Genomic DNA, 13,643 nt, shown 5'->3' with positions numbered 1-13,643 from the left:
AAGTACAATAAATGGAGATTTTAAATCTCTCTTTACCGGCAACGAATCGTTTTGCTTCAAATTATTTGGAACAATCTCCTACCATCCGGCCATTTTTCCATTACCGTTATAATGAAATAACGGAAGAACGGAAAAGATTAGCTGAGTTAACTAATCGATCGTTTCCACGTGAAGAGGTTGCATTTCATATTGAAGAATTTATGAAAAACTACCCATCATCAAAGGCTGTTCAAGATTCAATCCAAAAATTAAGAAAAAAAAATAGCGTCGTTGTCATCGGTGGGCAACAAGCAGGAATCCTTACCGGACCACTTTACTCGATACATAAAGTTATCTCGATTATCAAATTAGCAGAACAAAAAGAACGGCAGCTTGGTGTACCGGTTGTCCCGGTTTTTTGGATTGCAGGAGAAGATCATGATTTCCAGGAAGTAAATCATGTTTTTGTTCCAATTGAAGAAAAAGTCGATAAATGGATTTATCCTGATAAAGTTCTTCAGAAGAAAATGGTATCGGATATCCATCTGAACAAGGAAGCTTGCCTTTTATGGGTACAAAATGTTATTAAGAATTTTGGTGAGACGGATCACACGAATTTGCTGCTGGAATTTGCAGAAGAGCTATTGGAAAAATCGGTAACTTTTGTTGATTTCTTTGCCCATATTATTATGGAGCTCTTTAAAGATTATGGACTGTTAATTGTTGATTCAGGAAACAGTCGTTTCCGTTATCTTCAAAAAGATTTATTAACAGAACAAATTCATCACCATGATTCCATTACTTTTTCGCTGCATGAACAACAAAGAGCAATAAGTAACGCAGGTTTCCCATTAACGATTGAAGCAGGAGACCAAGCAGCAAACTTGTTTTATTACGATCAAAGGCTTAATGAAAGAATTTTGCTGGAGTATGATCGGTCAAATGATCGGTTTGTGGGGAAAAGTGGCGTAGTTTCTTTTTCTAAAGAAGAATTAGTGGAAATAGCAAACAGCGATCCCGCAAAATTAAGCAATAATGTGGTAACACGACCATTGATGCAGGAATGGCTCTTTCCTACCCTTGCCTTTATTGCAGGACCCGGTGAAATCGCCTATTGGGCTGAACTTAAGCTTGTATTTGAGCATTTTAATATAAAAATGCCTCCTATTGTCCCTCGTTTGAATATAACTTTGCTTGACCGTTCAGTTGAAACAGACCTGCTTGAGTTACATTTAAATTTACCGGAAGTGTTAAGTAGTGGAACAAATGCGGAAAGAGAAAAATTTCTAGAATCCATTAAAGACAAGGAAGTAAACGATTTGTTTGCTGCTGCTAAAGAACAATTATTAAAGCAGTATCAGCATATAGAGGCAAAAACAGCTCAGCTGGATATGGGGCTGCTGCCGCTTTTAAAGAAAAATGAAAATTACTTACTAAAAGAAATTGGATTTATGGAAACCAAACTAGAAGAAGCAGTGAAGAAAAAACATAATGTTATTCTTACTAAATATGCCCGTGTCGACCTTTCATTAAGGCCTGATGGTTTCCCTCAGGAAAGAATGTGGAATGTATTTTATTATTTAAATCAGTATAGTCTAAGTTTAATTCATGATTTAATGGAATTAAGCTATGAATTTGATGGACGCCATAAGGTTGTAAAAATATAGAGAAACTTCACTTTCGATGTGAGGTTTCTTTTTTTTATAAAAATATTTGGTTAAAAAAGGATTTTCACAATTTAGACACGAATTGTATGAAAATAGGTGGAGGAAAGTGGGGGAATGTGGTACATTAATTAAAGAAAGTGGGGGTATTGGGTATGTTTATGGGCGAATACCATCATAGCATTGATATTAAAGGCCGATTGATAGTGCCCTCCAAATTCCGCGACGATCTTGGTGAAATGTTTATTATTACTCGCGGCTTGGATCAATGTTTGTTTGGTTACCCATTATCAGAGTGGAGACTTATAGAAGAGAAATTAAAAGGTCTGCCTCTGACAAAAAAAGATGCCCGTGCTTTTACTAGATTCTTCTTTTCCGGTGCAACCGAAAGTGAACTGGATAAACAGGGGAGAATCAATATACCGACTCCATTGCTTCAATATGCCAAGTTGGAAAAAGAATGTGTGATTTTGGGTGTTTCCAATCGAATTGAAATTTGGAGTAAACAGATTTGGGAAGACTATTTTACACAGTCTGAAGAATCTTTTGCCGAAATTGCAGAAAATATGATTGGGTTTGATATATAATGGAGAAGTTATTTTAAAATAATACTCTAATATATATCGTTCGATTGGAAAGAGGTGGCAACATGTTTGAACATACAACGGTTTTGTTAAAGGAAGCTGTAGAGGGATTAAATATTAAGCCTGATGGTATTTATGTTGATTGTACATTGGGCGGTGCCGGACATAGTTCGGTCATTCTCTCAAAACTAAGTGAAAAGGGAAAATTAATTGCCTTCGATCAAGACGAAACAGCTATCGCTCATGCAAAAGAGAAACTATCCGCCCATCAAGAAAAACTGACAATTGTTAAAAGCAACTTTTTATATTTAAAAGAAGAACTTGAGAATCTGGGAATTGATAAAGTTGATGGAGTCCTTTATGACCTCGGTGTTTCATCGCCGCAATTGGATACTCCGGAAAGAGGCTTTAGCTACCACCATGATGCACCATTAGATATGAGGATGGATAATGATGCGCCTGTTTCAGCGTATGATGTCATCAATCATTGGTCTTATGAAGATTTAGTCCGTATTTTTTTTCGCTATGGAGAGGAAAAGTTCTCTAAACAAATTGCCCGAAAAATTGAAGCGGCTCGCGAATCCAAACCAATTGAAACCACTGCTGAGCTTGTCGATTTGATTAAGGAAGCAATTCCCGCACCGGCTCGCAGAAAAGGTGGACATCCTGCCAAACGAATTTTCCAAGCCGTCAGAATTGCTGTCAATGATGAATTATCGGTTTTTGAGCAGTCCTTAAATCAAGCGATTGAACTGTTAAATCCAAGCGGTAGAATTAGCGTAATTACATTTCACTCTTTAGAGGATCGTATTTGTAAAGCAGCCTTTAAAAAGGCAAGTGGAACACCTGATTTGCCCCCGGGTTTACCGATTATTCCTGATGAGTATAAACCAATATTAAAGCTAGTCTCCCGTAAACCGATTCTTCCATCCGAAGAAGAGTTAGAACAAAATAACCGTGCCCGATCTGCAAAGCTTCGTATTGCAGAAAAACTATAAAAAACATTATTTGGAGGGGAAAGAATGAGTAATCTTGCCAGGAAATTTCAGGAACAGCAACAGCAACAGCAACAACAGACGGAACTGACAAATCTAAATGTGAGGATAGAAACGGCCAAAAAGTACTGGCTAACTCCAGGGGAGAAAGTAATTGGTTTAGTGTTTGCCGGATTAGTTTGTTTCGGAGCTGTCAATATTATTTCAAATCAAGCTGAAATTTATCAGGTAAACAAAAGTATTCAGGAAACGCAAAACTCGATTAAGGATCAGCAAAGGGTAAATAACGACCTTCAGGTTAAAGTGAGCGACCTTAGCAACTACCAGCGTATTTGGGATAAGGCTAAGAAAATGGGTCTTGAAGTAAATGAAAATAATGTCAAGGTTGTGCCAGGAAAATGAATAAGAAACAGCCAAATATTAATCTCGGAGCAGCGATATTATTTGTAATATTCGGCCTGCTCTTTTTTATAGTTCTTTTTAGGTATTTCTCTATTGAATTCACCGGTGAGGTAGGCGGGCAGCCGCTTGCTGCCAAAGCCGCACAAAAATACAAAAGAGAAGGTACCCTAGTTGCACAAAGAGGTAATATCTATGATCGGAATGGCGAGGTTGTCGCAGAAGATACCGCTGCTTATAATCTTGTCGCAATCCTAAGTAAGAAAATGACAACGAATCCCAAAAAACCAATGCATGTTTTTGATCCGGCTAAAACTGCAAATGAATTGGCAAAATACATTAATTTGAGTGAATCCAAGATTTATAGCCTTCTAACTAAAAAAGGACTTTTTCAAGTTGAATTTGGAAAGGCAGGGAAAGATATTTCCAGTGATACAAAGGAAAAAATTGAAAAACTGCACCTTCCCGGGATAACGTTTATCCGCGATTCAACACGATTCTATCCGAATGGCATTTTTGCCTCCCATTTGGTCGGGTATGTAGACCCTGTTGAACAAAAAGATCTCAGCTATAAAACGGTTGGGAAAATGGGGATAGAGCAATCCCTTAACAAAGAGTTAACAGGAAAAGATGGCAAAATTGACTATCAAAGTGATTTGTGGGGTTATTTGCTTCCAGATGGAAAACAAAAAGTCACACCTGCAAAAGACGGTAACGATGTATATTTAAGTATTGATAAAAAAATCCAAACATTTATTGAAGATGCGATGAATAAAGTGGATCAGGAATATAAGCCGAAAAAAATGATTGCGATTGTCGCCGACCCGAAAACGGGCGAAATTTTAGGTATGGCACAAAGACCTACTTTTGAACCGAAAACAAAAAAGGGTATTGAAAATAGTTGGCAAAATCTAGCTGTTGAAACCTCCTTTGAACCGGGATCTACCATGAAGGTATTTACACTTTCGGCAGCGGTACAGGAAAACGTGTTTAATCCGAATGAAACTTACCCATCCGGTAAATATTTAGTTACCCCGAAAAGTCCGCCCGTCTATGATTGGAATAAAAATGGATGGGGGCAGATTACATTTCTAGAAGGTGTCCAACGATCTTCCAATGTTGGATTTGCAAGACTTGCTAATGAAAAACTAGGTTTTGAGCGATTCAGAGAGTATTTAACAAAGTTTGGCTTTGATAAGCCTACAGGCATTGAACTCCCAAATGAAGCTGCCGGAAAGATACTCTATCAATATCCGATCGAGAAGGCTGATACAGCCTTCGGCCAAGGAACAGCCATTACCCCAATTGAACAAATCCAGGCGGCTACAGCGGTTGCGAATGATGGGAAAATGATGAAACCCCATGTCGTAGATAAGATTGTCGATCATGACACCGGTGCTACCATTAAGCAAACAACACCGGAGGTTGTGGGAACACCAATCTCTGCTGAAACGGCAAAAAAGGTCCGTGATATTCTCGAAACGGTAATAACTTCCCCGAAGGGTACAGGAAGCCGTTACAAAATAGAAGGGTACAGCGTTGCCGGGAAAACGGGAACTGCACAAATTCCCGATCCAAAAGGGGGATATTTAACAGGACCGTCCAATTATGTCTTTTCGTTTTTAGGAATGGCACCTAAGGATGATCCTAAGCTAATAGTCTATGTTGCAGTTCAACAACCTGAAATCGATGACTATACAAAGGGTTCAATTCCGGTTTCAGAGATATTTGACCCGGTTATGAAAAATAGCTTGCAATATTTAAATATTCAACCTTCTAAACAGGAAAAAGCAGTGGCAAATCAACTGCCTGATCTAAATGGACAATCCGTGAATCAAACTGTAAACAGTTTTAAACAGCAAGGCATTGAAACGGTTGTTCTTGGTAAAGGGACAAAAATTACAGGACAACTTCCGAAGTCGGGTTCAACGATCATTGAGGGGGAAAAAGTAATTATCCAAACGGATGGTGATATTACAGTACCCGATATGACCGGCTGGTCGCTTCGAGATGTGATGAAAGTGGCAAAATTGACTGGCTTAAAATTAACTACTTCCGGAAACGGTTATGTCGTTAATCAAAATATGAAATCAGGGGCTCCAATACACAAAGGAGATATCCTAACTGTCGATTTGGTTACTCCTGAAGAACAGTTGAAAAATGAGGCTGCCACAAACCCGGATACGACAGGAAACGATTCATCGGGAAAGCAAAATGGCGGAAATCAAGGTGATAAGACACAGAATTAAAAAAGGATTTTTGTAACTACAACCCGTCCAAACAGCGTTCTATTCAAATAAGTACAAGCATATAAATGAACGGACCAGGTTAAAGGAGGCTCGTTCATACTATGCGTGTTTCAAATGTCACTGTTCGTAAACGATTAATGATTGCCCTTTTCGTGGGAATTTTGACCTTCCTGATTATTGATGTCCGCCTTGGATATGTACAGTTTTTTCTAGGGGATATGTTAACTGATAAAGCAAAAGGTTCTTGGAGCCGAAATATTCCTTTTGAACCCGAGCGAGGGGAGATCGTTGACCGAAATGGAGTAGCATTAGCAACAAATATAAGTGCTCCAACAGTCTATGTTATTCCAAGGCAAATAAAAGATCCTGCTACAACTGCGGAAAAATTGGCATCTGTTTTAAATATGTCAAAAGAAAAGGCGTATAAAGAAATAACCCAAGGTGAATCGATAGTTCGAATTAAGGAAGGTAGAAAAATTTCCCATGAAAAGGCAAAAGAAATTAGAGCCATAGGGCTAGAAGGGGTATATATAGGAGAAGATTCAAAAAGAAGTTATCCGTTCGGAAGTTATCTCTCTCATGTTTTGGGATTTACCGGAGTGGACAACCAAGGCTTAATGGGATTAGAAAAATACTATGATAAAGAGCTTAGCGGTAAACGGGGATCCGTTAAATTCTATGCTACTGCCAAAGGCGAGCGGATGAATGAAATGCCCGATGACTTCGAAAAACCTGTCAACGGTCTCGATTTAAAATTAACTATTGATACGAAAATCCAAACGGTAGTTGAAAGGGAGCTGGACATTGCAGAAGCCAAATACCATCCGGACGGTATGGTTGCAATAGCGATGAAGCCTAATACCGGTGAAATATTAGCGATGTCAAGCCGGCCAACATTTGACCCTGATAATTTTCGTAATGTCCCACAAGAGGTCTATAACCGGAATCTTCCGGTATGGTCAACCTATGAACCGGGTTCTACCTTTAAAATAATCACACTTGCAGCGGCGCTGGAAGAAGGTAAGGTTAACTTTGAAGATCACTTTTATGACCCTGGCTCTGTTGAGGTTGCAGGTGCCAGATTAAAATGCTGGAAGCGTGGCGGACATGGAAGCGAAACATTTTTACAGGTTGTCCAGAATTCCTGTAACCCCGGTTTTGTTGAATTAGGCAATCGACTCGGTAAAGATACTTTGTTTAAATATATTAAAAATTTCGGTTTTGGGCAAAAAACTGGAATCGATTTACAGGGGGAAGGTACAGGAATTTTATTTAACCTTAACCGGGTTGGACCGGTCGAGCTGGCAACGACTGCTTTTGGTCAAGGCGTGTCTGTTACCCCTATTCAACAGGTTACCGCTGTTTCGGCTGCAATTAATGGCGGTATTTTGTATAAGCCCTATATTGCCAAAGAGTTAATTGACCCTGTTACAAAGGATGTTGTGATGAGGAACTCTCCGGTTGAAAAAAGGCGAGTCATATCAGAAAAAACATCAAAAGAAATCCGTTATGCTCTTGAGAGTGTTGTAGCTCAAGGTACAGGGGGAAGAGCGTTTGTTGATGGCTATCGTATAGGCGGAAAAACAGGAACAGCTCAAAAAGCACAAAACGGACACTATTTGGAAAATAACTACATTGTTTCATTTGTTGGATTTGCTCCCGCAGATGACCCTCAGCTTGTTGTGTATGTTGCTGTTGATAATCCAAAAGGTACATTGGCGTTTGGGGGAACAGTTACTGCGCCAATCGTCGGAGCTATCATGAAGGATGGGTTGACGTCCATGGGTGTTCCTCCGCGAAAGGATCAAATCGAAAAGAAAAAGGCTTGGGATGACATTCCATTAGTTACATTGCCGGATTTAACAGGTTTAACAAAAGCTGAAATAACGGAACAGCTGCTAAACTTGAAAATTGACGCAAGCGGAGAAGGGGATGTTGTCGTAAGGCAGTCTCCTGAAGCGGGGGCAAAAGTAAAAGAAGGATCAACCATCAGGCTATATTTTAGTAAAGGCGATTAAATCAGAAAAGCGAGTGCCTGTAGCGGAAATCAACAGGTAAGTTTAACAGATCCTATATTTTAAAATTAAGGCGGCCGGAATATTTTCCGCCGCCTATTTTTTCATTACAATACAATGGTATCATGGCAAAATAATTTATTTTCATGTAAAATAAAGTGATACTTTTTGAAAAAGACAATAAAATTGTAAATGCTGGAATAGTGATTTGCTTGTCACGAGAGGATTTGAGGAAAATGAAGTTACAGGAGCTACTTAAACATTTGCATCCATTAATTCCTTATAAGGGAGAAAATCCGGAAATTACATCAATTGAAAATGATAATCGGAAGGTGCAAAAAGGGAGCTTATTTATTTGTATTAAAGGGTATACCGTAGACGGCCACGATTATGCTCAATCTGCTGTGGAAAAAGGGGCATCGGCAATCCTTGCTGAACATCCGCTGCCTGTTGCTGTACCTGTCATGATTGTGAAGGATACAGCAAGGGCAATGGCTGTACTAGCCGATGCTTTTTATGGTCAGCCGACTAAACAAATACATTTAATTGGGATTACGGGGACAAACGGGAAAACAACAACAAGCCATCTTATCGAAAAGATTTTTTCTGATGCTGGGAAAAAAACAGGTATGATTGGAACGATGTATACAAAAATTGGCGATAAAACTTTTGAAACAAAAAACACAACTCCGGAAAGCTTAACACTTCAAAAAACCTTTTGTCAGATGGTCGAAGAGGGTGTCGATTCAGCTGTCATGGAGGTTTCTTCGCATGCCTTAGATATGGGTAGAGTTCACGGGTGTGATTATGATGTTGCAGTATTTACAAATCTAACACAGGATCACCTTGATTATCACGAAACAATGGATGAATATAAACGTGCCAAGAGCTTATTATTTGCACAGCTTGGAAATACCTTTGATTCTCATAAACCAAAATTCGCTATATTGAATGCAGATGATCCTTCTTCGGTAATGTATCAAAAATCAACTGCTGCGCATGTTGTTACATACGGTATAGACAATGATGCGGATATTCGCGCAACTAATATTAAAATGACAGCGGGCGGAACAACCTTTAATTTGTCGATTCAAGGAAATCAATTTTCAATGAGTATTCAGTTTATAGGGAAATTCAGTGTTTACAACGTTCTTGCAAGTTTATCTGCTGCATTCGTTTCAGGTATTCCGATTCATGAAATCATTCAATCTATTGAAAGTATTGAAGGAGTAGCAGGCCGATTTGAACTTGTCAATGCAGGTCAGGATTTCACCGTCATTGTTGATTATGCACATACACCTGATAGTCTCGAAAATGTATTAAAGACGATTCAGCATTTCGCCAAGGAAAGGGTGTTCGTATTAGTTGGCTGCGGGGGAGATCGCGATCGTACAAAGCGGCCAATAATGGCACAAATAGCTTGCCGTTATTCTACAGACCCTATTTTCACCTCGGATAATCCAAGAAGTGAAGATCCGATAGCGATATTGAAGGAAATGGAAGCAGGAGTAGCGGGAGAAAAATATATAGTCATTCCTGATCGAAAAGAAGCGATTGTTAAGACAATTAATCAGGCATCGACCGGCGATGTGATTTTAATTGCAGGAAAAGGACATGAAACATATCAGATAATCGGCAGTCAGGTTCACGATTTTGATGACCGGCTTGTTGCGCGTGAAGCAATTGAGGGGAGATAGTATGTATTTAGCTTTTAAAGACTTAGCAAATTTGTTTGCCGATAGAAGGGGAGCAAACGAGCCCAACCTTTTGTTTTATACTGTAACAGACCATTCAAAGGCCATGCAGCCAAAAGGAATTTTCATTCCATTAAATAAGGAATCCGGTGAGCTTTCTGAAGCCATTGCTAATGGTGCGATTGCTGCGATATGGGATAAATCTGAAACCCTGCCGCAATATACTCCCGGTCCATTCCCTGTTTTCTTTACAGAAGACCCTGCTGAAGCATTAAGAAAACTGTTGCAGTTTTATTTAGAAAAATTAGACGGAGAAACAGAAAAGATAATGGATATTACTAAATTTGATTTTTTAAACAAAAAACTTCTTAACAAAAATAATCAAACATATGATATAGCTGTGATGCTGAAAAGAGCAGCAGTTGATAACAAAGATATTCTTCAGGATAGGAGGGGATAATATGCTGGAGCAAGTTATCTTTTTCACAATTATAATGGCTTTCCTTATTTCGGTATTGCTTTCTCCGATATTTATTCCCTTCTTAAGAAGGTTGAAATTTGGACAAAGTATTCGCGAAGAAGGTCCTAAATCCCACCAAAAGAAATCAGGAACCCCAACTATGGGCGGAATCATGATTCTTTTTTCGATTATTATTACAACACTTGTTATGACAGGGAAATTTTCGGAACCAACAGTGAAAACATATTTACTTCTTCTTGTTACCATTGGATTTGGACTTCTTGGTTTCTTAGATGATTTTATTAAAGTTGCATTAAAAAGAAATTTAGGTTTAACATCAAAACAAAAGCTTTTAGGTCAAATCATTATTTCCGTTATTTTTTATTTGATTTATAAACAAAATGGTTATCCTACGGAAGTAAGCCTACCTTTTGGTGGATATTCTATTGATTTAGGCTGGTTTTTTGTGTTTTTCATTATTTTCTGGCTTGTTGGTTTTTCCAATGCTGTTAACTTAACGGATGGGTTGGACGGTTTAGTATCAGGAACAGCAGCCATTGCTTTTGGCGCATACGCAGTTCTCGCTTGGAACCAATCGCAAGTTGAAATTGCCATTTTCTCCGTAGCAGTAGTTGGAGCAGTTCTGGGATTTTTAGTTTTTAACGCACATCCTGCAAAGGTTTTTATGGGTGATACCGGCTCGCTTGCACTTGGTGGTGCAATTGCAACCATTGCCATTTTAACAAAACTGGAAATATTGCTTATAATTATTGGTGGAGTGTTTGTTATTGAAACCTTATCGGTCATTTTGCAGGTTGCTTCCTTTAAAACGACAGGTAAACGAATATTCCGTATGAGCCCATTGCATCATCACTATGAATTAGTTGGCTGGTCGGAATGGAGAGTTGTCGTCACGTTTTGGAGTGTTGGTCTACTATTTGCGATTCTTGGAATCTATATCGAGGTGTGGTTGTAATTGAAACAGATTGAATCCTATCTTCATAAAAAAATACTTGTCCTTGGCTTGGCAAAAAGCGGCGTAACAGCAGCAGGACTGCTACATAAGCTGGGTGCATTTGTAACCGTTAATGATAAAAAGCCACTATCAGAAAATCCCGAGGCACAAGGGTTATTAGCACAAGGAATAAAAGTGATTTGTGGCGAGCATCCTATCGACCTTCTTGATGAAGGCTTTGAACTAATCGTGAAGAACCCGGGAATTCCCTACAACAATCCATTGATTGAGGGAGCAATTGAAAAAGGAATACCTGTGATCACAGAGGTCGAGCTCGCATATGAAATCTCGGAAGCTCCATTTATTGCGATAACAGGCACGAATGGAAAAACAACGACAACTACTCTTGTTTTTGAGATGCTAAATGAAGGAAATAAGCAGCCCTTAATTGCGGGAAATATTGGAACAGTGGCATCAGGGGTAGCACAGAAAGCAACGAATGAAAATACGATTGTCATTGAATTGTCTTCTTTTCAGCTAATGGGGATCGAAACATTCAATCCTAAAATTGCGATTATTACCAATCTATATGATGCTCATTTGGATTATCATGGAACAAGAAAAGAATATATAAATGCGAAAGCAAATATTACGAAAAACCAAAGCCAATATGAATATTTAATTGTCAATGCCGACCAGGATGATACATTAGAAATTGCCAATCATTCCAATGCTGTAATTATTCCATTTTCTACAAAAAAGGTGTTAACGAATGGAGCCTATATTGAGAATGAGTGGATTTGTTTTAATGGAGAAAAGGTTATGAGGGTGGGGGAAATTGCTCTACCAGGGGTACACAATCTTGAAAACATTTTATCATCAATGGCTGCAGCAAAGCTTTCAGGGGTGGAAAATTCAGCAATCCAAGAGGTATTACGCACTTTTAGCGGAGTAAAACATCGCCTGCAATTTGTTACCGAAATTGCCGGAAGGAAATTTTATAATGATTCGAAAGCTACAAATATATTGGCAACTGTAAATGCATTGGCTGCTTTTCAGGTACCTGTGATTTTATTGGCAGGCGGTCTGGATCGAGGCAATGAATTTGATGAACTAATCCCTTACTTGAAATATGTTAAGGCATTAATTACATTTGGCCAAACTGCACCAAAAATTGAGCGGATTGGAAAAGAGGCAGGAATAAAAATAATTAAGCGTGTCGATAATGTTGAAAAGGCAGTGCCTGTGGCTTTTGAATATTCTGAATCAGGCGAAATTATTTTGTTATCTCCTGCATGTGCGAGCTGGGATCAATATAAAACTTTTGAAGTCAGGGGAGACATTTTTATCGAAGCGGTGCATAAGCTTAAGTAAGGGCTTGTCCTACTTAGGTTTCTCCTTCGTGGTACTACTTGCCCTAAAACTGTAGCATGAGGTGTGTGTGGTGCCGACAAAGAGAACAACCCCTGATTTTATTTTAATGATTGTTACTTTTACGTTGCTGGCAGTTGGTCTCATAATGGTGTATAGTGCAAGTGCAATATGGGCCGAATATAAATTCCATGATTCTTTCTTCTTCGCAAAAAGGCAAACTCTTTTTGCAGGGGTTGGAATTGCTGCCATGTTTTTTATTATGAATATTAACTACTGGACATGGAGAACTTGGGCCAAAACAATTCTCATAGTTTGCTTTGTATTATTAGTTCTTGTTCTAATCCCGGGAATCGGTAATGTTCGAAACGGTTCCAGAAGTTGGATTGGGGTGGGTGCCTTTTCCATCCAGCCATCTGAGTTTATGAAACTGGCCATGATCGCATTTTTGGCAAAATATCTTTCAGAACGGCAAAAATTAATTACTTCCTTCAGAAAAGGACTTATCCCTTCTCTTGGCCTCGCCTTCACAGCCTTTGCCATGATCATGCTGCAGCCCGATCTTGGAACAGGTACAGTAATGATCGGGACCTGCGTCGTCATGATTTTTGTAGCAGGTGCCCGAATCGGTCATTTTGCTTTTCTTGGGTTATTAGGAGTAGCCGGCTTTGTCGGATTAATTGCTTCAGCTCCATATCGTATAAAGAGGATTACTTCCTTTCTTGACCCATGGTCAGATCCGCTGGGAAGCGGTTTTCAAATTATTCAGTCGCTTTATGCAATTGGACCGGGCGGTTTGTTCGGACTTGGACTTGGTGAAAGCAGACAAAAGTTTTTCTACCTGCCTGAGCCGCAAACAGATTTTATCTTTGCAATTCTTTCTGAGGAGCTTGGCTTTATCGGCGGATCGTTTATCCTGATATTATTTGCACTTTTGTTATGGCGTGGAATTCGTATTGCTCTTGGTGCTCCTGATTTATATGGCAGCTTTCTCGCGGTTGGGATAATTGCGATGGTGGCAATACAGGTTATGATCAATATAGGCGTAGTAACAGGGCTGATGCCGGTTACGGGAATTACACTGCCATTCTTAAGCTACGGAGGTTCATCCTTGACGTTAATGCTGATGGCTATTGGTGTTCTCCTCAATATTAGCCGCTATGCAAGATACTGAAATACACCCTGTTTACGAGGCAGGGTTCTTTTTGTTTTACTTGTATAATAAATTTAAACATATATAGCTAACATACTATGTTTCTTTACAATTAGGTAACATTC

General features: G+C 39.1%; 11 protein-coding genes. All 11 read left to right on the top strand.

Translation table 11 applies throughout. From position 1 onward, the window contains the following. The first annotated feature begins 11 nt into the window (after window positions 1-11). Entirely contained in the window at window positions 12-1,646 is a 1,635-nt protein-coding gene (gene bshC / locus AC3ANV_RS20435; RefSeq protein ID WP_488310499.1) for a bacillithiol biosynthesis cysteine-adding enzyme BshC, read from the top strand. Window positions 1,647-1,798: 152 nt separating this feature from the next. Beyond that, window positions 1,799-2,230 carry a division/cell wall cluster transcriptional repressor MraZ gene (gene mraZ / locus AC3ANV_RS20430; RefSeq protein WP_488310498.1) on the top strand — a complete coding sequence of 144 codons (432 nt, stop codon included), beginning with the start codon at window positions 1,799-1,801 and terminating at the stop codon, window positions 2,228-2,230. Between the two features lie 62 nt (window positions 2,231-2,292). Beyond that, a complete protein-coding gene (gene rsmH / locus AC3ANV_RS20425; RefSeq protein WP_488310497.1) occupies window positions 2,293-3,225 on the top strand; it encodes a 16S rRNA (cytosine(1402)-N(4))-methyltransferase RsmH in 933 nt (310 codons plus the stop codon). 24 nt (window positions 3,226-3,249) lie between these two features. Beyond that, complete coding sequence (ftsL, locus tag AC3ANV_RS20420; RefSeq protein WP_488310496.1) at window positions 3,250-3,624, top strand: cell division protein FtsL; 375 nt, start codon at window positions 3,250-3,252, stop codon at window positions 3,622-3,624. After that, window positions 3,621-5,870: a penicillin-binding protein gene (locus AC3ANV_RS20415; protein WP_488310495.1), complete on the top strand. Its 2,250-nt coding sequence runs from the start codon at window positions 3,621-3,623 to the stop codon at window positions 5,868-5,870. The genes ftsL and AC3ANV_RS20415 overlap by 4 nt, the downstream gene beginning before the upstream one ends. 101 nt (window positions 5,871-5,971) lie before the next feature. Then, complete coding sequence (locus tag AC3ANV_RS20410) at window positions 5,972-7,888, top strand: stage V sporulation protein D (protein ID WP_488310494.1); 1,917 nt, start codon at window positions 5,972-5,974, stop codon at window positions 7,886-7,888. Window positions 7,889-8,121: 233 nt separating this feature from the next. Next, window positions 8,122-9,582 (top strand): UDP-N-acetylmuramoyl-L-alanyl-D-glutamate--2,6-diaminopimelate ligase, encoded by a 1,461-nt coding sequence (locus AC3ANV_RS20405; protein ID WP_488310493.1) that lies wholly within the window; start codon window positions 8,122-8,124, stop codon window positions 9,580-9,582. 1 nt (window position 9,583) lies between these two features. Beyond that, the gene (locus AC3ANV_RS20400; protein ID WP_488310492.1) at window positions 9,584-10,039 is read left to right on the top strand and encodes a hypothetical protein; all 456 of its coding nucleotides are present in this window, start codon (window positions 9,584-9,586) and stop codon (window positions 10,037-10,039) included. Between the two features lies 1 nt (window position 10,040). Then, window positions 10,041-11,015 (top strand): phospho-N-acetylmuramoyl-pentapeptide-transferase, encoded by a 975-nt coding sequence (gene mraY / locus AC3ANV_RS20395; RefSeq protein WP_488310491.1) that lies wholly within the window; start codon window positions 10,041-10,043, stop codon window positions 11,013-11,015. Continuing rightward, complete coding sequence (gene murD / locus AC3ANV_RS20390; RefSeq protein WP_488310490.1) at window positions 11,016-12,368, top strand: UDP-N-acetylmuramoyl-L-alanine--D-glutamate ligase; 1,353 nt, start codon at window positions 11,016-11,018, stop codon at window positions 12,366-12,368. Window positions 12,369-12,438: 70 nt separating this feature from the next. Continuing rightward, complete coding sequence (spoVE, locus tag AC3ANV_RS20385) at window positions 12,439-13,539, top strand: stage V sporulation protein E (RefSeq protein WP_488310489.1); 1,101 nt, start codon at window positions 12,439-12,441, stop codon at window positions 13,537-13,539. The last annotated feature ends 104 nt before the right edge of the window (window positions 13,540-13,643 follow it).

It is taken from the genome of Neobacillus sp. DFD-2R (assembly GCF_057747865.1).
This window is presented reverse-complemented; position numbering and strand designations above follow the sequence as displayed.

Coding starts and splice junctions, on each gene's coding strand:
- bshC (WP_488310499.1), top strand. CDS start 12: ATGGAGATTTTAAATCTCTCTTTACCGGCAACGAATCGTTTTGCTTCA.
- mraZ (WP_488310498.1), top strand. CDS start 1,799: ATGTTTATGGGCGAATACCATCATAGCATTGATATTAAAGGCCGATTG.
- rsmH (WP_488310497.1), top strand. CDS start 2,293: ATGTTTGAACATACAACGGTTTTGTTAAAGGAAGCTGTAGAGGGATTA.
- ftsL (WP_488310496.1), top strand. CDS start 3,250: ATGAGTAATCTTGCCAGGAAATTTCAGGAACAGCAACAGCAACAGCAA.
- AC3ANV_RS20415 (WP_488310495.1), top strand. CDS start 3,621: ATGAATAAGAAACAGCCAAATATTAATCTCGGAGCAGCGATATTATTT.
- AC3ANV_RS20410 (WP_488310494.1), top strand. CDS start 5,972: ATGCGTGTTTCAAATGTCACTGTTCGTAAACGATTAATGATTGCCCTT.
- AC3ANV_RS20405 (WP_488310493.1), top strand. CDS start 8,122: ATGAAGTTACAGGAGCTACTTAAACATTTGCATCCATTAATTCCTTAT.
- AC3ANV_RS20400 (WP_488310492.1), top strand. CDS start 9,584: ATGTATTTAGCTTTTAAAGACTTAGCAAATTTGTTTGCCGATAGAAGG.
- mraY (WP_488310491.1), top strand. CDS start 10,041: ATGCTGGAGCAAGTTATCTTTTTCACAATTATAATGGCTTTCCTTATT.